Source organism: Kitasatospora sp. P5_F3, from assembly GCF_054049135.1.
This window is the reverse complement of sequence record NZ_JBFUMY010000011.1, coordinates 196,340-214,196: the sequence shown is the minus strand read 5'-3', so window position 1 is coordinate 214,196 and position 17,857 is coordinate 196,340. Positions and strand designations below refer to the sequence as shown.

At 71.2% G+C, this 17,857-nt stretch carries 18 protein-coding genes; 12 read left to right on the top strand and 6 right to left on the bottom strand.

Features of this window, described 5'->3' with window-relative positions:
* Positions 1 to 35 precede the first annotated feature (35 nt).
* The 3 genes from ACXJMZ_RS10315 to ACXJMZ_RS10305 form a co-directional block, all read right to left on the bottom strand.
* Positions 36 to 893 carry a universal stress protein gene (locus tag ACXJMZ_RS10315; RefSeq protein WP_457029689.1) on the bottom strand — a complete coding sequence of 286 codons (858 nt, stop codon included), beginning with the start codon at positions 891 to 893 and terminating at the stop codon, positions 36 to 38.
* 219 nt (positions 894 to 1,112) lie between these two features.
* The gene (locus tag ACXJMZ_RS10310; protein WP_457029688.1) at positions 1,113 to 1,388 is read right to left on the bottom strand and encodes a dsRBD fold-containing protein; all 276 of its coding nucleotides are present in this window, start codon (positions 1,386 to 1,388) and stop codon (positions 1,113 to 1,115) included.
* A gap of 104 nt (positions 1,389 to 1,492) precedes the next feature.
* Complete coding sequence (locus ACXJMZ_RS10305) at positions 1,493 to 1,999, bottom strand: hydrogenase maturation protease (protein WP_457029687.1); 507 nt, start codon at positions 1,997 to 1,999, stop codon at positions 1,493 to 1,495.
* A 173-nt stretch (positions 2,000 to 2,172) separates the two neighbouring features.
* On the opposite strand from ACXJMZ_RS10305, the gene ACXJMZ_RS10300 reads away from it, so the two are divergent.
* From ACXJMZ_RS10300 to hypE, 9 genes are all read left to right on the top strand, one after another.
* Complete coding sequence (locus ACXJMZ_RS10300) at positions 2,173 to 3,327, top strand: 4Fe-4S dicluster domain-containing protein (protein ID WP_457029686.1); 1,155 nt, start codon at positions 2,173 to 2,175, stop codon at positions 3,325 to 3,327.
* A complete protein-coding gene (locus ACXJMZ_RS10295) occupies positions 3,324 to 3,785 on the top strand; it encodes a cyclic nucleotide-binding domain-containing protein (RefSeq protein WP_457029685.1) in 462 nt (153 codons plus the stop codon). Before ACXJMZ_RS10300 ends, ACXJMZ_RS10295 begins: the two co-directional genes overlap by 4 nt.
* Positions 3,782 to 4,603, top strand: a complete 822-nt coding sequence (locus ACXJMZ_RS10290; protein WP_457029684.1) for an FAD/NAD(P)-binding protein — start codon at positions 3,782 to 3,784, stop codon at positions 4,601 to 4,603. Before ACXJMZ_RS10295 ends, ACXJMZ_RS10290 begins: the two co-directional genes overlap by 4 nt.
* A gap of 1 nt (position 4,604) precedes the next feature.
* On the top strand, positions 4,605 to 5,393 hold the full coding sequence (locus tag ACXJMZ_RS10285) for an NADH-quinone oxidoreductase subunit B family protein (protein WP_457029683.1): 789 nt from the start codon (positions 4,605 to 4,607) through the stop codon (positions 5,391 to 5,393).
* Positions 5,390 to 6,769 (top strand): Ni/Fe hydrogenase subunit alpha, encoded by a 1,380-nt coding sequence (locus tag ACXJMZ_RS10280; protein WP_457029682.1) that lies wholly within the window; start codon positions 5,390 to 5,392, stop codon positions 6,767 to 6,769. Before ACXJMZ_RS10285 ends, ACXJMZ_RS10280 begins: the two co-directional genes overlap by 4 nt.
* 171 nt (positions 6,770 to 6,940) lie before the next feature.
* Positions 6,941 to 9,286 carry a carbamoyltransferase HypF gene (gene hypF / locus ACXJMZ_RS10275; protein WP_457029706.1) on the top strand — a complete coding sequence of 782 codons (2,346 nt, stop codon included), beginning with the start codon at positions 6,941 to 6,943 and terminating at the stop codon, positions 9,284 to 9,286.
* Between the two features lie 11 nt (positions 9,287 to 9,297).
* Positions 9,298 to 9,609: a HypC/HybG/HupF family hydrogenase formation chaperone gene (locus tag ACXJMZ_RS10270; RefSeq protein ID WP_457029681.1), complete on the top strand. Its 312-nt coding sequence runs from the start codon at positions 9,298 to 9,300 to the stop codon at positions 9,607 to 9,609.
* Complete coding sequence (gene hypD / locus ACXJMZ_RS10265) at positions 9,606 to 10,730, top strand: hydrogenase formation protein HypD (protein WP_457029680.1); 1,125 nt, start codon at positions 9,606 to 9,608, stop codon at positions 10,728 to 10,730. Before ACXJMZ_RS10270 ends, hypD begins: the two co-directional genes overlap by 4 nt.
* Positions 10,731 to 10,767: 37 nt before the next feature.
* Complete coding sequence (hypE, locus tag ACXJMZ_RS10260) at positions 10,768 to 11,805, top strand: hydrogenase expression/formation protein HypE (RefSeq protein WP_457029705.1); 1,038 nt, start codon at positions 10,768 to 10,770, stop codon at positions 11,803 to 11,805.
* A gap of 256 nt (positions 11,806 to 12,061) precedes the next feature.
* Here hypE and ACXJMZ_RS10255 read toward each other — a convergent pair whose 3' ends face one another.
* A complete protein-coding gene (locus ACXJMZ_RS10255; RefSeq protein WP_457029679.1) occupies positions 12,062 to 12,625 on the bottom strand; it encodes a hypothetical protein in 564 nt (187 codons plus the stop codon).
* Positions 12,626 to 12,778: 153 nt separating this feature from the next.
* On the opposite strand from ACXJMZ_RS10255, the gene ACXJMZ_RS10250 reads away from it, so the two are divergent.
* From ACXJMZ_RS10250 to ACXJMZ_RS10240, 3 genes are all read left to right on the top strand, one after another.
* Complete coding sequence (locus ACXJMZ_RS10250) at positions 12,779 to 14,026, top strand: IS256 family transposase (protein ID WP_457029704.1); 1,248 nt, start codon at positions 12,779 to 12,781, stop codon at positions 14,024 to 14,026.
* A gap of 216 nt (positions 14,027 to 14,242) precedes the next feature.
* Positions 14,243 to 15,580: a GH1 family beta-glucosidase gene (locus ACXJMZ_RS10245; RefSeq protein WP_457029678.1), complete on the top strand. Its 1,338-nt coding sequence runs from the start codon at positions 14,243 to 14,245 to the stop codon at positions 15,578 to 15,580.
* Between the two features lie 252 nt (positions 15,581 to 15,832).
* Positions 15,833 to 16,444 (top strand): oxygenase MpaB family protein, encoded by a 612-nt coding sequence (locus ACXJMZ_RS10240; protein ID WP_457029677.1) that lies wholly within the window; start codon positions 15,833 to 15,835, stop codon positions 16,442 to 16,444.
* Positions 16,445 to 16,561: 117 nt separating this feature from the next.
* Here the strand turns inward: ACXJMZ_RS10240 and ACXJMZ_RS10235 are convergent, their stop codons facing one another.
* Together ACXJMZ_RS10235 and ACXJMZ_RS10230 are read right to left on the bottom strand one after the other, a co-directional pair.
* Positions 16,562 to 16,993 carry a nuclear transport factor 2 family protein gene (locus tag ACXJMZ_RS10235; protein ID WP_457029676.1) on the bottom strand — a complete coding sequence of 144 codons (432 nt, stop codon included), beginning with the start codon at positions 16,991 to 16,993 and terminating at the stop codon, positions 16,562 to 16,564.
* The gene (locus ACXJMZ_RS10230) at positions 16,984 to 17,790 is read right to left on the bottom strand and encodes an MBL fold metallo-hydrolase (RefSeq protein ID WP_457029675.1); all 807 of its coding nucleotides are present in this window, start codon (positions 17,788 to 17,790) and stop codon (positions 16,984 to 16,986) included. Before ACXJMZ_RS10230 ends, ACXJMZ_RS10235 begins: the two co-directional genes overlap by 10 nt.
* Between the last annotated feature and the right edge of the window lie 67 nt (positions 17,791 to 17,857).

Below are 17,857 nucleotides of genomic sequence, written 5' to 3'. Positions count from 1 at the left end.
GCGCCCCGCGTCGTCAGTCCGGGCGTGCGTCCGCCTCATCCCACCGGGACCACGGCGACCGGGCAGTGCGCGTGCTGTACGACGGCCTGGCTCACCGAGCCGAGCCGCCGCATGGGCCCGCGTACCGCGCCGTGGCGCCCGATCACGACCAGTTGACTGCCTTCGGAGAGAGTCACGAGCAGCTGTGCCGCGCCGGAGCGCACGGCGACTTCGGTCACCTCGACAGCGGGGTACTGTTCGCGCTTGCCCGCAAGTGCCTCGACCAGTAGCCGTTCCCGCTCGGCGGCGATGTGCTCCTCCTCGTACACCGCCGGGAATGCCTGACCCGGCCCGCTGACCAGGGGATAGCTCCAGGCATGGACGGCGTGCAGCGGCAGGTGCCGCCTGTCGGCGGCCTCGAAGGCGAAGGTGAGTACGCCGTCGCTGTAGGTTTCGCCGTCCACGCCCACCAGCACGCCGCCGACCGTCGAACGGATGTCGGGGGGATGAACCACGACGACCGGGCACAGGGCGTGAGCGGAGACGTACAGGCTCGTCGAGCCGACCAGCAGACGCGAGAATCCGCCCGAGCCGCGCGCCCCGAGTACGAGCAGGTCCGCCTCCTCCGACACGGCGAGCAGGGCGTCGCGGGCGTAGTCGTCCGCCAGTTGGGTGGTGACCGTGAGGTCCGGATGGTGCATCCTGGCCTGTTCGCGCGCCGCTTCGAGGACCTCCTCACCGGCATCCCGGGTGAGCCTGATCTCCTGCCCGGGCGGCGCGGTCAGCGTCTCGCCGAGCCAGGCGTGCAGGACGTGCAGAGGGACACGACGCAGACCGGCCTCGTCCGAGGCCCAGTCGACGGCGTCGTGGCTGGCGTCCGTACCGTCGATTCCCACGATGACGGGGTATCTCATGGCCTGCTCCTCCGAACTCCGGGCATCTGCGTGAGGTGAGCTGCTGGAAGTGGCGGGCCTGCATGATTTCGTGAGCCGGGCCCGTCGCGAACCGCCGTGCAACTGACGCTAGTTCGTTCTGCTCCTGGCTGCGATGGGGCGACCATCCGCCCGGACACCGTCACGGGCCGCCGCCTTGGCACCGTCGTCCCCGCCTGCCACCTCCGCTGAGCAGGCCAGTCAGCCGTGCAAGGGAGTGTCGTTCGCGGCCGCGTCGGTCGTCCCCGCACGGAGGAGTTGGTGTCCGAGGTCGACGAGGGCGCGTCCGGCGGCGAACTCGTCGCCGATCTCCGGTACGGGCGCGTCGTGCGGACTGCGCTGGGCTGTGGTGCGGCTCTCCAGGGTGTTGTCTCCGGTATCGAGGACGGCGTGCACCTTGGTGAGGTCACCCTCCTCGAAGAGGTCAAGGCGAAGGGCCCACCGCCCGGTGCGGGCCTGTCCAGTTTGCGTGGTCATGTCGGAAGCCGTCCTTCCAGCGGTTCGGCCAGGGCGCGGTGCGGTCCGAGGTCTTGTTGATCGATACGAACCGTACGGACCTCAAGTCTGGCCCCGCATGCGGATCAGGGACCAGGGCCGACCCGATCGCGGTGCGCCCTGAGCTCATCCTCGATCCGGTCGGCGAGCGGTTCGACGACGGCTGCGACCGCGGCGGAGAGGCCGGTACCCAGGCTGATGTCGGCTCCTTCGACCGCGTAGACGACCAGGTGTCCCGGCAGGCGGTCCAGCTCGCGGGCGAGTTCGACAGCCTCGCCGAGTCCGAGCCCGTGGGAGCTTGTCGCGGCGACCGGCCGGGACAGCCGGCCGCCGTTCAGCTCCAGGCGATGTACTCGGCCGGGCCGCCCCGGATGGGAGTGTGCGGCGTCCACCACGACAGCGAGGTCGACGCCTTCCCACAGGGTGATCAGCCGGGCGGGGTCGCCGTCGCACACCAACAGGGCGGTCCCGCTCGGCAGTGGCCGTTCCTCGGCCCGGTCCGCCAGCAGGTTGACCACGGCCCAGCCCACGCCGTCGTCGTGCCGGTACTCGTTTCCGACACCGATGACGGCGATCCGGGTGGCGACGTTCATGTGCTTCGCCCTTCCCACCTGGTGCACCCGGCAGTCGTGCCGGGCCGCTACGGGGTCCGTACGGGGCAAGGACAGGGCCACCTGGAGCACCGGAGCCGGTCGCGGCCCATGCCCGACCGCGGGCCCGCGCACATACTGGCCGGGACAGCATCAGCGAGCCGGGAGGTCGGGCGATGGCGGACGACGGCGGCGCCGCCGCAGTGCTCGACAAGGACGGTCTGGACGCGCTGATCACGGTCCTCGCCGGTCGTGGTCGCACGGTGGTGGGGCCGACGGTCCGCGACGGGGCGATCGTGCTGGCCGAGCTCTCGAGGGGCGACGAGCTCCCCTACGGCTGGGGGGTCGAACTGGAGGCCGGCGTCTACCGGCTGTGCGCCCGCGAGGACGGCGCCGCGTTCGCACACAGTGCGGGCCCGCAGTCCTGGAAGACCTTCCTGCATCCGCCGCGCGAGCGCCAGTGGACTGCGGACCGGGGTCCGGACGGCGAGTTGGCGGTGACCGAGGACCGGACACCGCCGGCGTCGTACGCGTTCCTCGGCGTGCGCCCGTGCGACCTGCGGGCCATCGCGATCCAGGACCGGGTGCTGACCGGCGGAACGCACACCGATGCGGGGTACCGAGGGCGCCGGGAGCGGGCCTTCCTGGTGGCGGTGGAGTGCACCGAGCCGGGGGCCACCTGCTTCTGCGTGTCGATGGGAACCGGGCCGGCCGTGGGCCCCGGCTACGACCTGGCGCTGACCGAGGTGCTCGACGCCGACGGTCACCGGTTCCTGGTGCGGGCCGGCAGTGAGCAGGGGGAGTCGGTCCTGGCCGAGCTGCCGCGCCGCTCCGCCGACAGTGCCACCCGCACGGCGGCCCGTGAGCGGGTCGCCGAGGCGGCGGACCGGATGGGCCGCAGCATGCCGCTGGTGGACCTGCAGGTGCTCATGCGTGAGACGCTCACGGCGGAGCGCTGGGACGACGTGGCGGCGCGATGCCTGACCTGCGGCAACTGCACCATGGTCTGCCCGACCTGCTTCTGCACCACCGCCGAGGACGTCACGGACCTGACGGGCGACCACGCCGAGCGGTGGCGGCGCTGGGAGTCCTGCTTCGACCTGGACTTCTCGCACCTGCAGGCGGGCCCGGTCCGCGACTCCTCGCGCAGCCGCTACCGGCAGTGGGCCACCCACAAGCTCGGCACCTGGTTCGACCAGTTCGGCAGTTCGGGCTGTGTCGGCTGCGGGCGCTGCATCGTGTGGTGCCCGGTCGGCATCGACATCACCGAGGAGGCCCACGCGCTGAACCTGGAGCGTGGGCAGCAGGAGCATGGGGAGGACCCGCGGTGACCGTCCTGCGTCACGGCTTCCTCGGCGCTCTCTCGCCCGAACACCGTGACCGGCTGGTCGGGTTCGCCCACGACGTCTCCTTCCCCGGCGGCACCCGCATCTTCGAGGAGGGCGGCGTCGCCGACCGGTTCTGGATCATCCGGTCCGGGCTCGTCGCGCTCGACATTCACGTCCCGGGCCGACGCGCGGCCGTCGTGGAGACGCTCGGCGAAGGTGACCTGCTCGGCTGGTCCTGGCTGTTCGAGCCGTACCGCTGGCACCTCGGCGCGCAGACCCGGGGCACCGTGCCGGCGTCCGAGTTCGACGCGAGGCGCGTGCGCACCGCGTGCGAGGAGGATCCCGCCTTCGGCCTGGCACTGACCAACTGCGTCGCGCAGGTGATCGCACGGCGGCTGAAGTCCACCCGCACCCGCCTGCTCGACCTGTACGGGGCCGTGGACGGCGGTGAGGCGGGATGACGGCCTCCGCAACGGCCGCGCCTCCCGTGCCGTACCGGGTGGTGGAACGCGAGAGCGAGACACCCGACACCACGACGATCGTCCTGGAGCCGGTCCGCTCAGCTCTGCCGCCTTTCGTGCCAGGGCAGTTCGCGATGGTGTACGCCTTCGGCGTCGGTGACATCCCGCTGTCGCTCTCCGGGATCGACGGGCACCGGCTGACGCACACCGTCCGCGCGGTCGGAGCGACCTCCGGCGCGCTGCACGGTATTCGGCCCGGCGGGACGGTCGGGGTGCGCGGCCCGTTCGGCACCGGCTGGGAGCTGCCCGGAGCAGCCGGGCTCGACCTGCTGGTCGTGGCCGGCGGCATCGGCCTGGCGCCGCTGCGCCCGCTCGTACGTGAGGCACTCACCGCGCCCGAGCGGTACGGCCGGCTGAACGTCCTGGTCGGAGCGCGCGAGCCCCACGGGCTGCTCTACGGCGAGGAGGCGCACGCCTGGCAGGCGGCCGCGAGGGTCCTGGTCACCGTGGACCGCCCCGACGCACGGTGGCAGGGCGAGGTCGGGGTGGTCACGACCCTGCTCGACCGGGCCGCCTTCGATCCCCGGGCGGCGGCGGCGTTCATCTGCGGTCCCGAGCCGATGATCCGGGCCACCGCCGCCGATCTGGTGCTCCGGGGCGTCGACCCGGGTCGGATCAGGGTCTCGCTGGAACGAACGATGCACTGCGGGACCGGGCACTGCGGGCACTGCCAGCTCGGCCCGCTCCTGCTGTGCCGCGACGGTCCCGTCGTCAGCTGGACACGCGCCCAACCCCTCCTCATGGTCCGGGAGTTGTGACATGCCGACCGATGCCGGACGCCGCCCGAAACTTGCCGTATGGAAGTTCGCCTCCTGCGACGGCTGCCAACTCACCCTGCTGGACTGCGAAGACGAACTCCTCGGCATTGCCGAGAAGTTGGAGATCTCCCACTTCCTGGAGGCCTCCGGCGCGAGCGCGCCCGGCCCGTACGACCTCTCGCTGGTCGAAGGCTCGGTGACCACCCAGCAGGACGCGGACCGCATCCGGCACATCCGCGACGTCTCCCGGCGCCTGGTGACCATCGGGGCGTGCGCGACCGCCGGCGGCGTCCAGGCGCTGCGGAACTACGCGGACGTCGCCGAGTTCCAGGCGGTCGTCTACGCCAGGCCGGACTACATCGAGACGCTCGCCACCTCCACGCCGATCAGCGCCCACGTTCCCGTCGACTTCGAACTGCGCGGCTGCCCCATCGACCGCGGTCAGCTGGTGGAGGTCATCACCGCCTACCTGGCCGGGCGCAAGCCGGACGTGCCCGCACACAGCGTGTGTTTCGAGTGCAAGCAGCGCGGCACGGTCTGCGTGACGGTGGCACACGGCACGCCGTGCCTCGGTCCCGTCACCCACGCCGGGTGCGGCGCGCTCTGCCCCGCGTACGGACGCGGCTGCTACGGCTGCTTCGGCCCCTCCGACTCCACCAACTTCCCCTCGTTCATCCCCCTGCTGCGCCGCGACGGGATGGACACCCTCGACGTGGTGCGGGTGCTGCGTACCTTCAACACCGCCGCCCCCGAGTTCGACGCGGCCTCCCGGAAGGAGCTGGAACAGTGACCCACCGCGGCTCCAGGGTGCTGCACGTCGGATCACTAGCCCGGGTCGAGGGCGAGGGGGCGCTGTACCTGCACACGCGCGGCGGCGAGGTCACCGAGGCCCGGCTGGCGATCTACGAACCCCCGCGCTTCTTCGAGGCGTTCCTGCGCGGACGTGCCTACACCGAGCCGCCCGACATCACCTCCCGGGTGTGCGGGATCTGCCCGGTCGCCTACCAGCTCAGCGCCTGCCGCGCGATCGAGGACGCCTGCGGCGTCGTCGTGGACGGTCAACTGGCCGCTCTGCGCCGGTTGTTGTACTGCGGTGAGTGGATCGAGAGCCAGACGCTGCACATCCATCTGCTCCACGCACCCGACTTCCTCGGCTGCGACAGCGCCATCGAGCTGGCCCGCACCCGGCGAGCCGACGTTGAACGCGGTCTTCGGCTCAAGCAGGCCGGCAACGCGATCATGGAGCTGCTCGGCGGCCGGGCGATCCACCCGGTCAACGTCCGCCTCGGCGGCTTCCACCGCATCCCGACCAAGGCCGAACTGCGGCCGCTGGCCGAGCGGTTGCACCGGGCCCTCAACGACGCAGCACAGACGGTGCGCTGGGTGGCGGGCTTCGAGTTCCCCGACGCCGGGTGCGACCACGACCTGCTCGCCCTGTCCCAACCCGGCAGCTACGCCATCGAGTCCGGCACCCCGACCGTGATGCCCGCGCCGAGCACCGCCGGACTGCCGCCCGAATCCGACCGCGCACTGCCCACCCGCACCTTCGCGGTCCACACGTTCGGGGAGCACGTAGTGGAGAGCCAGGTGCCCCACTCCACCGCCCTGCACTCACTGTTGGACGGCCGCCGCCACCTGACCGGCTCGCTCGCCCGGTATGCCGTCAGTGGCCGCTGGCTGTCCACGATCGCCCTCCAGGCCGCGCAGGACGCCGGACTCGGCGACCCCCGCCAGGGCACGGTCTGCCGCAACCCGTTCCGCAGCATCATCGTGCGGGCGGTCGAGGTGCTGTACGCGGTCGACGAGGCACTGCGCATCATCGGGGCCTACGAACCCGCGCCCCGCCCCTACGTCGACGTACCCCCGCGAGCCGGCACCGGCCACGGCGCCMCCGMGGCGCCGCGCGGCCTGCTCCACCACCGCTACACCCTCGACGCGCAGGGGACCGTCACCAATGCCGTGCTCGTCCCGCCGACCGCGCAGAACCAGGGCGCGATCGAGGAGGACCTGCGCCGCATCGTGCAGGAACGCCTGCGGCACGGTGACCCCACCGACGCCGAGCTGACCGCCCTGTGCGAACGGGCGATCCGCAACCACGACCCATGCATCTCGTGCTCGGCGCACTTCCTGGACCTCACCGTCGAGCGGACCGGAAAGGATTGCTGAGCACCCCTCAGAAAGGGCGCGGGCACCGCTGAACGGGCTCACGGGGCACCCACTTCCGGGTGACACCGCGGCCGGGCCCGCGCGTGGACGGTCCCGGTGCGGACGACAATCGCTCCAGGCCGGGCCGACCCCGGTCACGTACCGCCGGGCCGTTGGGAGGGCGCCTTGCAGATGCCGCTCGCCGCGACGGAGCGCCGCCGGGTCACTGTTCGGGGAGTCGTGCAGGGGGTTGGGTTCAGGCCGTTCCTGTACACCATGGCCACCGGACTCGGCCTGGCCGGACATGTCACCAACACCGGTGAGGGCGTCGTCGCGGAGGTCGAGGGCGAGCCTTCCGCCGTCGGCCTGTTCTGCGACCGGATCGCCGCCGAGGCACCACCGCTGGCGGTGGTGGAGTCCATCGACCATCGGCAGGTCCCAGCCGTCGGTGCCGGCGGCTTCACCATCCTGACCTCCCGTCAGGAGGCCCGGAACCGCACGCTGGTCTCCCCGGACATGGCCACCTGCGCCGACTGCCTCGCCGAACTGGCCGATCCTGCCGACCGCCGCCATCGCCACCCGTTCATCACCTGCACGCACTGCGGACCGCGTTTCACCATCGTCACCGGCCTGCCCTACGACCGAGCCCACACGACCATGGCCTGCTTCCCGATGTGCCCCGACTGCTCCCGCGAGTACGCGGACCCGGCCGACCGCCGCTTCCACGCCCAGCCGATCGCCTGCCCCTCCTGCGGACCGCGACTGCGCCTGCTCGTGGCGCAGCCGGAGCCCGGCCGGTCCCCCCGGCCCGACTCCGCGGTGGACCCTGTGGCCGAGGCCCGCCGCCTCCTTGCGGACGGCTCGATCCTCGCGGTCAAGGGCCTCGGCGGCTACCACCTCGCGTGCGACGCGACCGACGTCGATGCCGTCGCCCGGCTGCGCCACCGAAAGGGCCGCGGGGACAAGCCGTTCGCGCTGATGGCCCGTGACATCGCCGACGTCGAGCAACTGGTCCACCTGAGCCCCGAGGAACGGACCCTGCTCACCGGTCGTGTCCGGCCCATCGTGCTGCTGCGCCGCCGCCCGGGCGCCGACGCGCTGGAGGCCGTCGCACCGCGCAGTCCCGACCTCGGCGTCATGCTCCCCTACACCCCGCTGCACCACCTGCTGCTCGGGCTGCCCGGAGACCCACCGGGGCCCCGACTGCTCGTCATGACCAGCGGGAACCTGTCCGGCGAGCCGATCGTCACGGACGACGCAGAGGCGCTCGACCGGCTTGCCAGCCTGGCCGACGCCTGGCTCACGCACGACCGCCCGATCCAGGTGCCGTGCGACGACTCGGTGGTGCGTGTCTGCGAAGGCGAGCAGCTGACGCTGCGTCGCTCGCGGGGCTACGTACCCCTGCCGGTCGCACTGCCACTGCCGGTACGGGCCGCGCTCGCCGTCGGCGGAGACCTGAAGAACACGTTCGGCCTCGCCGAAGGACGGCGAGCTTGGCTGTCCGCCCACATCGGGGACATGGACGACCTCGCGACCCAGCAGGCGTTCGGCAGCGCCGAGCGGCAGCTGGAGGCGATCACCGGGGTCAGGCCCGAGCTTCTGGCCGCCGACCGGCATCCCCGGTACCGCTCCGCGCAGTGGGCGCAGCGCCATGCCGACGGCCGACCGCTGCTGCGTGTACAGCACCATCACGCCCACATCGCAGCTGCGATGGCCGAACACGGCCTGGACGGCTCGCACCGGGTGATCGGCGTCGCGTTCGACGGCACCGGCTACGGGGACGACGGGGCGGTCTGGGGCGGAGAGTTCCTGCTGGCTGACTACGACGGCTACCACCGATTCGGCCACCTGGCCGAGGTGCAGCTGCCGGGCGGTGACGCGACCGTACGGCGTCCGTACCGGATGGCGCTGGCCCACCTGCGGGCGGCGGGCATCGACTGGGCCGAGGACCTCGCCTGCACCGTGGCCTGCCCGCCTCAGGAGAGGCGGCTGCTGGCCCGTCAGCTGGAGCTCGGCCTCAACTGTGTCCCCACCTCCAGCATGGGGCGTCTGTTCGACGCGGTCTCCTCGCTGGTGGGGGTCTGCCACCTCGCCGGTTACGAGGCGCAGGCCGCGATCGAGCTCGAGGCCGCCGCGCTGACCGCGACCGAGCAGACCGGGGCGTACGCATTCCTCCTCGGCGGGACGGGGCCCACCCTGGCAGCCGACCCGGCGCCGGTACTGGCGGCCGCCGTCGCGGACGTGCGGGCGGGAGTCCCGCCGGGGGTCGTCGCGGCCCGTTTCCACGCGTCGGTGGCCGGCCTCGTCCGGCGGGCCTGCCGGCTCGCGCGCGAGCGGTACGGCCTGGACACCGTCGCCCTCACCGGCGGAGTGTTCGCCAACTCCCTGCTCTCATCGGCCTGCGCCAGCACACTGCGGGCCGACGGATTCACCGTCCTGCGGCACCGTCAGATTCCCCCGAACGACGGGGGGCTGGCACTCGGCCAGCTCATGGTCGCCGCCCGTACCCGGACCGAGCACCCACAACGCCAACGCTGAGGAGGAGCGCCATGTGCCTGGCGGTGCCCGGCAGAGTCCTGGACATCGAGGAGCGCGACGGTACCCGGATGGCCACCGTCGACTTCGGTGGTGTGGTCAAGGAGGTGTGCCTGGAGTACCTCCCTGACCTTCAGGTCGGCGAATACGCCATCGTCCACGTGGGATTCGCCCTGCAGCGACTGGACGAGGAGTCGGCCAGGCAGACCCTCGCACTCTTCGCGAGCCTCGGCCTGCTGCGGGAGGAGTTCGGCGACCCGTGGGAACAGGCGGGCGGATTCCCGCAGGCCGGCAGCGGTGGAACAGCACAGGAGGCCCAGCAGTGAAGTACCTCGACGAGTTCCAGGACCCCGAGCTGGCCCGTCGCCTGCTTGACGACATCCACGCCACCGTGACCAGGCCGTGGGCGCTGATGGAGGTCTGCGGCGGGCAGACCCACACCATCATCCGGCACGGCATCGATCAACTCCTCCCCAATCAGCTGGAGTTGATTCACGGACCGGGCTGTCCGGTCTGCGTCACCCCGCTGGAGGTGATCGACAAGGCGCTGGAGATCGCCTCCCGTCCCGAAGTGATCTTCTGCTCCTTCGGTGACATGCTCCGCGTCCCCGGCACCGGCCGAGACCTCTTCCGGGTGCGGAGCGAGGGCGGTGACGTCCGGGTGGTCTACTCGCCGCTCGACGCCCTGCGGATCGCCCAGCAGAACCCGCAGCGGCAGGTGGTGTTCTTCGGCATCGGCTTCGAGACCACCGCCCCGCCGAACGCAATGACGGTGTACCAGGCACGAAGGCTCGGCATCCCCAACTTCAGTCTCCTGGTGTCGCATGTGCGGGTGCCCCCGGCGATCGAGGCCATCATGCGCTCGCCGAACTGCCGGGTTCAGGCGTTCCTCGCGGCCGGACACGTGTGCAGCGTGATGGGTGTGGGGGAGTACCCGGCTCTGGCCGAGCGGTTCCAAGTGCCCATCGTGGTCACCGGTTTCGAGCCGCTGGACATCCTGGAGGGCGTCCGGCGGGCCGTCCGGCAGTTGGAACGCGGTGAGCACACCGTGGAGAACGCCTACCCGCGCGCGGTGCGGACCGAAGGCAATCCCGCCGCCCTGGCCATGCTCGAAGACGTCTTCGAGGTCACCGACCGGGCTTGGCGCGGCATCGGCGTCATCCCCGACAGTGGATGGCAACTATCCGACCGATACCGCGAGTTCGACGCTGAGCAGCGCTTCTCGGTGTCCGGAATCGAGACCGTGGAGCCCGCCGCCTGCCGCAGCGGCGAGGTCCTCCAGGGACTGCTGAAACCACACGAGTGCGAAGCCTTCGGCACCACCTGCACCCCCCGTAACCCGCTGGGCGCCACCATGGTCTCCAGCGAGGGAGCGTGTGCCGCCTACCACCTCTACCGGCGGCTCGACATCATTCCTTCCCGCCCGGAGGCGAGCCCAGTTGCCTGAGACCACCGAAGCAACGGCCCGTCCGGTCCCGGACCTGATGGCCTGGACGTGCCCGGCCCCGCTGCGTGACCAGCCCAGGGTGGTGATGGGCCACGGCGGTGGCGGCGCGATGTCCGCCGAACTGGTCAACCACGTGTTCGCGCCCGCGTTCGGCGGAGAGGTGCTATCGCAGCTGGGCGATTCCGCAGTGGTCTCGCTGGGCGGCGCGCGTCTTGCGTTCTCCACCGACTCCTTCGTGGTGCGGCCGCTGTTCTTCCCCGGCGGGAGCATCGGTGATCTCGCCGTCAACGGCACCGTCAACGACCTCGCCATGAGCGGGGCGCGGGCCGCCTACCTCTCCTGCGGGTTCATCCTGGAGGAGGGCGTCGAGATGTCGGTGGTCGCCCGCGTCGCCGAGGCCCTCGGCGCGGCCGCGCGGGCCGCAGGCGTCGAGGTCGCAACCGGCGACACCAAGGTCGTCGAAGCCGGACACGGCGACGGTATCTACCTCAACACGGCGGGCATCGGCCTCATCCCGGCAGGTGTCGACCTGCGCCCGCAGCGGGTCGTCCCCGGCGACGTGGTGATCGTCAGCGGTGCGATCGGCGTCCACGGCATGGCGATCATGAGTGTGCGCGAGGGCCTGGAGTTCGGGGCGGAGCTGGAGAGCGACTGCGCGGCCCTGGGCAGCCTCGTCGAGGCCATGCTCGCCGTTGCGCCGGACCTGCACGTACTACGCGATCCCACCCGGGGAGGTCTGGCCGCGGCCCTCAACGAGATCGCGGCGGCGGCGGGTGTGGGCGTGGTCATCCAGGAGCGCCGCGTCCCGGTCCCGCCGGCGGTGGCCAATGCCTGCGCGGTACTGGGACTGGACCCCATGTACGTCGCCAACGAGGGCAAGCTGGTCGCGTTCGTTCCGCGCGCGAGCGCCGACGCGGTGCTGCAGGCGATGCGCTCGCACCCCCTGGGCAGGGACGCCGTGGTGATCGGCGAGGCGGTGGAGGCGCACCCCGGCATGGTGGTGGCCCGCACCGGGCTCGGCGGCACGCGGGTGGTCGACCTGCCGATCGGGGAACAGCTGCCCCGGATCTGCTGAGCGGGCACCGCCGACCCGTCCGGCAGTCCGTCACCGCGTGGTCAGCCGCCGGTGGGGCCGACCACGACGAACTGCAGAGCGCTTGCTGCACGCACTGTCGGCTCACCGAACCCACCATGGCACTGGTGAGCCCGCCGTGGCCGCAGGTGCCTTCGACCAGCAGCTCGGCGCCGGGGGGGATTACGTGGTGCGGGGCAGATGGCGGGTGATGACCTGTCGGCTGCGGATGAGAGCGGTGGCGATCCGGCCTCGGTCCTCACTGCTCAGGTCGGGGCGGCCGAGACCGGCCGTCTCGACCACTGCGGCGAGCCGGAACCGGTCCCCGGTGGCGAGGCGCTCGCACACGGTGGGGTGGGCGAGGACTTCGCGGGCGGTGTAGCCATCCGGGCTCTGGGAGAGTTCGTTCGGCGACGGTCCGGGCGGCGTCCGCCGCCAGGTCCTCCTCGCCGATGGCGGCGGCGAGGTCAGTAATGGCGAGGCCGAGCCGGGTGTCGAACACCAGCAGCTCGGCGGAGCGCGCCAGTTGGCGGTACCGGTCGAGCATCACAGCTGCCTCTCCCGGTGCCGGTGTGCCGTCGATCAGCTGGCACAGCACGGTGAGGGCTCCGGCGACCGCGTACTCCCAGGGCTGCTCGTGCGGGGTGCGGCGCTGCAGCCGCAGGGCGCCTTCGGTGTCGCCGCTGGTGGATAGCGCGATCACGACGACCTGGCGTCCGCCGTAGAGGCGCCGGGCGATTCCGTCGCCCTTGAGCAGGTGTGAGTGGGCCTCTTTCCACCGGCCGGAGAGGATCAGGGCGCGGGCGCCGTCGTAAAGCCGCACGTTCTCGATCCACTGGCACACTCCAGGTGGTGGGACTGTACGAAAGTTTGTGTGTGGTCGGTGATCCGGCAAGGCTGGGACGAAGGGTGTCCTGGCCGGAGAGGATCAGCGATGCCGAAGGCAGAGCAGACGGGCCCGCGGGGCCCGGGGAACATGGAGCCGGCTCCGGTAGAGGGCCTGGATGTCCGGTTGGGCCGTGAACTGCTGGAGCGGGCCCAGGCTGAAGGTGTGTCCCTGGTGGGTGAGGGCGGGCTGCTGGCCGGGGTGACCCGGCAGGTGCTGCAGGCCGCTCTGGAGGCCGAGATGACCGACCACCTGGGCTATGAGAAGGGCGATCCGGCCGGCGCGGGTTCGGGCAACATGCGCAACGGAACCAGCCCCAAGCGGGTGCTGACCGAGGTCGGCCCGGTGGACCTGGCGGTTCCCCGCGACCGGGCCGGAAGCTTCGAGCCGAGAATCGTGCCCAAGTACTCCCGCCGGGTGGAGGGCTTCGACGAGGCCGTGGTCTCGCTCTATGCCAAGGGCCTGACCACCGGCGAGATCCAGGCGCACCTCGCGGAGATCTACGACGTGGAGGTGTCCCGGGATCTGATCTCCCGGGTCACCGACAAGGTCGCCGGGGAGCTCGCCGCCTGGCAGACCCGCCCGCTGGATCGCGTCTACGCCGTGGTGCTGATCGACGCGATCGTGGTGAAGATCCGGGACACGGCGGTCGCCAACCGGCCGGTCTACGTCGCGGTGGGCATCAACCTGGAGGGCGAGCGGGACGTGCTGGGCATGTGGGTCGGCACCGGCGGTGAGGGCGCGAAGACCTGGATGACCTGGCTCACCGAACTGCGAAACCGCGGCGTCCAGGACGTCCTGGTGGCGTGCTGCGACGGGCTGAAGGGCCTGCCGGAATCGGTCAACGACATCTGGCCGCAGGCCGACGTCCAGTTGTGCGCGGTCCACATGGTCCGCGCCAGCCTGAAATACGCCTCGAAGAAGCACTGGGGTGCCATCGCCAAGGAGCTCCGGGAGGTCTACACCGCCCCGACACAGGAGGCTGCCGAGAGTCGGTTCCGCGAGTTCGAGACCGAGTGGGGCGCCCGGTATCCGGCGATGGTCGGGGTGTGGACGAGGGGCTGGGAGCACTTCGTGACGTTCCTGCGCTTCCCGCCCGAGGATCGCAGGGTCGTCTACACCACCAACATGATCGAGTCCCTCAACTCCCGCTTCCGCCAGGCCACCAGACGGCGAGGGCACTTCCCGGACGAGCAAGCGGCCCTGAAGGTCATGTACTTGATGATCCGCAACCCCCAGCCCGGACGGCCCAACGTCACCGGCCGCACCCGGGACTGGAAGGAAGCGATCAACAGCCTCGCCACGTTCTACGGCGAGCGCGTCACAGCAGCACAATGAAAACAGCAACGGTCAGCGACCACACACAAAGAAGCTGACACTCCCCCGCCTGGCTTCGTGGACATGTGTCAGTCCCACCGTTGGCCGGTCGGCTGATCTGCTAGCTCCGGAGAAGTTCCCGATGGGAACTGCGCTGCTGTGTCTGGTGTTTCGGTGGCGGCCGACTAACATGAGCTGTCCTCATGTTCCGTGCTGGTGTGAGCAAGGAGTCAGGCTGTGCCGAACCGACTCGACCTTCCCGCGAGCTTCCGCTGGGGAGTCTCGACCGCCGCGTACCAGATCGAGGGCGCCGTCGAGGAGGGCGGACGCGGCCCGTCCGTCTGGGACGTCTTCGCCGCCCGCCCCGGCGCCGTCCGGGACGGGCACACCGGGGCGGTCGCCTGCGACCACTACCACCGCTATCCGGAGGACGTCGCCCTGATGCGCGGCCTCGGTCTGGACGGCTACCGGTTCTCGATCGCCTGGCCGCGCATCCAGCCGACCGGCGCAGGACCGGTCAACCAGGAGGGGCTCGCGTTCTACGACCGGCTGGTGGACGCGCTGCTGGAGGCCGGGATCACCCCGCTGCCGACCCTGTTCCACTGGGACCTCCCGCAGGCGCTGGAGGAGACGGGCGGCTGGCTCGACCGCGACACCGCGTACCGGTTCGCCGAGTACACGGCGGCGGTCGTGGGCCGGCTCGGCGACCGCGTGCCCGCCTGGATCACGCTCAACGAGCCTTTCGTGCACATGGTCTACGGCTACGCCCTGGGCATCCACGCCCCCGGCCACGCGCTGATGCTCGACGCCCTGCCGGCCGCCCACCACCAACTGCTGGGCCACGGGCTGGCGGCTGCAGTGCTGCGCGAGCACGGCAAGGAGGTGCTGATCGCCAACAACCTTACCCCGGTCCGCCCGGCCACCGACGACCCCGCCGATGTGGCGGCCGCCGACGCCTACGACGCCCTGCACAACCGCCTGTTCACCGACCCGCTGCTGCTCGGGCGCTACCCGGACCTGTCGGCGTTCGGTGTCGGCGAGGACCTCGGCGGCGCGGTGCGCGACGGCGACCTCAAGCTCATCGCCGGCCCCGGACTCGACGGACTCGGCGTCAACTACTACAACCCCACCCGCATCGCCGCCCCCACCGACCCCGGCCTCCCGTTCACCGAAGCCCCGATCGAGGGCGTCCCCCGCACCGCATTCGGCTGGCCGGTCGTCCCCGACGGCCTGCGCGAGCTGCTCACCGGGTTGCAGGCCCGCTACGGCGCGGCGCTGCCGCCCATCACCATCACCGAGAACGGCTGCTCGTACGGCGAGGAGCTGGACGACCAGGAGCGGATCGCCTACCTGGCCGGCCACCTGCGCGCGGTCGAGGCGGCGGTCGCGGAGGGGGTCGACGTACGTGGTTACTACACCTGGTCGCTGCTGGACAACTTCGAGTGGGCGGAGGGGTTCCATCAGAGATTCGGCCTGGTCCACGTCGACTTCGAGACTCAGCGCCGTACTCCGAAGGCGTCCTACGCCTGGTACCGCGACCTGATCGCAGCTCACCGGGCGCGGCATGGAAGGTAGGTCGGGCCGTGTCCGGGGACGAGACGACGTAGGTCAACATCGCTGGCCCCGTGACTGGGTCCGCTTCTGGTTCTCTGTCGTGGCAAGACGGTAGACGGAGATTTCGGCCGCACCAAACGATCACCACGAGTTGCCTGACCCGGAGGAGCGGGAGGCTCTCGCCGGGCAACTCCTGAACTCGGACGAACAGCTGCGCTCCTCCCGCACCGCTGCGGGGCCCGTCCGTACTGTGGTGCCCGGGGGCGATGAGGTATGGGCATGGTTGGGCCGGGAACCGGTGTGACCGGGCGGTGCGCGCCGCTCGCCGCGCTGTGCGCGCGGCTGCTGGCCGAGATCAACGCCACCGTGCACGGGCGGGATCTGCACTTGGAGCGCGCTACGACCGCCGGCCGGGGACTCCGGCCTGTTCGGTCCGGCCAGCGTGGTCTGGCGGGTGGCTCGACGGAGGCGGCCGAGCGGGCGATAGCGAGTGTCCGGAAGATCCACCGGCGGATCCACGGCATCGCCCCGGACGGCCGTCTTTACCGCGCCGACGATCCGGAGCTGCTCACCTGGGTGCACACGGCCGAGGTGCACTGCTTTCTGACCGGCTATCAGACGTTCGCCTCCACCCCGCTGACTGCCGCCGGGTGCGACAGTTACTACGCCGAAGCGGCGCGCGTCGCCGAACGGCTGGGCGCAACCGCCGGCGTTGATGATCTCTGCCTCAAGCCCGTTCCAAAGCTCCGGGAGGATCCGCCTTCCGGTCCATTCGACCGCCTCCACTGCCGCAGGCCAGTGCAAACCCGCTACCGCATACCGCCGCACGATCGGCACGGCATCGACTCGGCCAGGGCTCTGACGTCCGCTTGGCGCGCCGCGTGAGGGGCGCCGTGGTACGCCGTTACCTCGCTCACGGTGGCGTTCCCGTCATCGACGCACGACGGGAACGCCAAACCAGCGCAGGTCGGTTCGTGCGGCGCCCGTCGCCGCCTTGGCTGTTCAGCTCATCGCTTCGCGGACCTTGGCGGTGTCGACGAACTGCTCGAAGCGCACGATGCGGCCGCCGCGGACGACGAAGGCGTGGGTGACGCGGACGTCGACGGACTTGCCAGTGGCCTTGTTGACGGCGGTGTAGCGAGCCAGGACGACTACGTTCTCGCCGTCGACGACGTAGGTGTCGTCGTGAGCGGTCCAGTCGTCCCATTCCTTGCCGAGGCGCTCCATAACGCCTGCGGTCACGCCCTCGGGGGTGCGGTAGGTGCCGGCGAGGGGGAAGCCAGCCATCTCGGTCCACTCCACGTCGGGGGCGAGGGTGGCCCGCAGGGCTTCCAGGTCACCCGCAGCCGACGCGAGGTACTGGCGTCGGACCACGTCGGCCGGGGCGGTGGAGGTGGCGAAGTCGGTGCTCTCGTGCGTCATGGTCAGCCCCACTTCATCTCACCCTTGGCGACCTTGGCGCCGATCTGGGCGGCGATCAGCATGCCGTGGTCGGGGTAGCGCTTGACGAGCGCGTCGGTCAGTGCGGCGCCGTCGGCGGCGTTCGCGAGCTCCTTCTCGAAGGTGGTGAGGTACTCGCGGGTGCCGGCGATGGCGGTGGCGTCGGCCGCCGTGCCGGGCAGGCGGTGGCCGGGGGCGACAAGCTGAGGGTCGAGGGCGGCCATCTCGTCCAGCAGGGCGATCCAGGCGGCGCGCTGCTGGGGGGTGGCGGTGTCGGCGACCCAGACGTGCTCGCGCTGGAACAGCAGCACGCCGCCGAGGAGCGCGCGCTGCTCGGCCTGCCACAGGTAGTGGCGGTCGGGCAGTTCGGCCGGGCCGCCCTTGAGCTGGAAGCGGTGGCCTTCCAGGGTGAGATCCCCGGTCAGCGGGGTCAGTTCGACCAGGCGGGTGGGCAGGTTCGGGCCCAGGGCCTCCCAGGCCTTGAGCTTGCCTGCGTAGGAATGCTGGATGTGCTCGATGACGATCGGGGTGGCGACGAACCGCGCGTTCGGGAAGGCGTCGGCGAGGACCTCCGCGCCGAAGTAGAAGTCCGGGTCGGCGTGGCTGACGAAGACGGTGGTCAGCTCCTTACCGGAGTCCAGCACGGCGGCCGCCAGGCGGTGGCCGTCGGCCCGGGTGAAGCCGGCGTCCACCAGCAGCGCCTCGCGCTCGCCGGTGACCAGGGTGGCGGTCTTGTTCTTGCTCCCGACGGGGAAGTCCAGGTCGAGAACGGTGAAGTCCAAGGTGCTCACGGGTGCTCCTTCGAGTACGGAATCGCGAGAGAACGAAAGGTGCAGCGACGCCCAGTGCGAGCGACTT

Coding starts and splice junctions, on each gene's coding strand:
- ACXJMZ_RS10315 (WP_457029689.1), bottom strand. CDS start 893: ATGAGATACCCCGTCATCGTGGGAATCGACGGTACGGACGCCAGCCAC.
- ACXJMZ_RS10310 (WP_457029688.1), bottom strand. CDS start 1,388: ATGACCACGCAAACTGGACAGGCCCGCACCGGGCGGTGGGCCCTTCGC.
- ACXJMZ_RS10305 (WP_457029687.1), bottom strand. CDS start 1,999: ATGAACGTCGCCACCCGGATCGCCGTCATCGGTGTCGGAAACGAGTAC.
- ACXJMZ_RS10300 (WP_457029686.1), top strand. CDS start 2,173: ATGGCGGACGACGGCGGCGCCGCCGCAGTGCTCGACAAGGACGGTCTG.
- ACXJMZ_RS10290 (WP_457029684.1), top strand. CDS start 3,782: ATGACGGCCTCCGCAACGGCCGCGCCTCCCGTGCCGTACCGGGTGGTG.
- ACXJMZ_RS10285 (WP_457029683.1), top strand. CDS start 4,605: ATGCCGACCGATGCCGGACGCCGCCCGAAACTTGCCGTATGGAAGTTC.
- hypF (WP_457029706.1), top strand. CDS start 6,941: ATGCCGCTCGCCGCGACGGAGCGCCGCCGGGTCACTGTTCGGGGAGTC.
- ACXJMZ_RS10270 (WP_457029681.1), top strand. CDS start 9,298: ATGTGCCTGGCGGTGCCCGGCAGAGTCCTGGACATCGAGGAGCGCGAC.
- hypE (WP_457029705.1), top strand. CDS start 10,768: ATGGCCTGGACGTGCCCGGCCCCGCTGCGTGACCAGCCCAGGGTGGTG.
- ACXJMZ_RS10250 (WP_457029704.1), top strand. CDS start 12,779: ATGGAGCCGGCTCCGGTAGAGGGCCTGGATGTCCGGTTGGGCCGTGAA.
- ACXJMZ_RS10240 (WP_457029677.1), top strand. CDS start 15,833: ATGGGCATGGTTGGGCCGGGAACCGGTGTGACCGGGCGGTGCGCGCCG.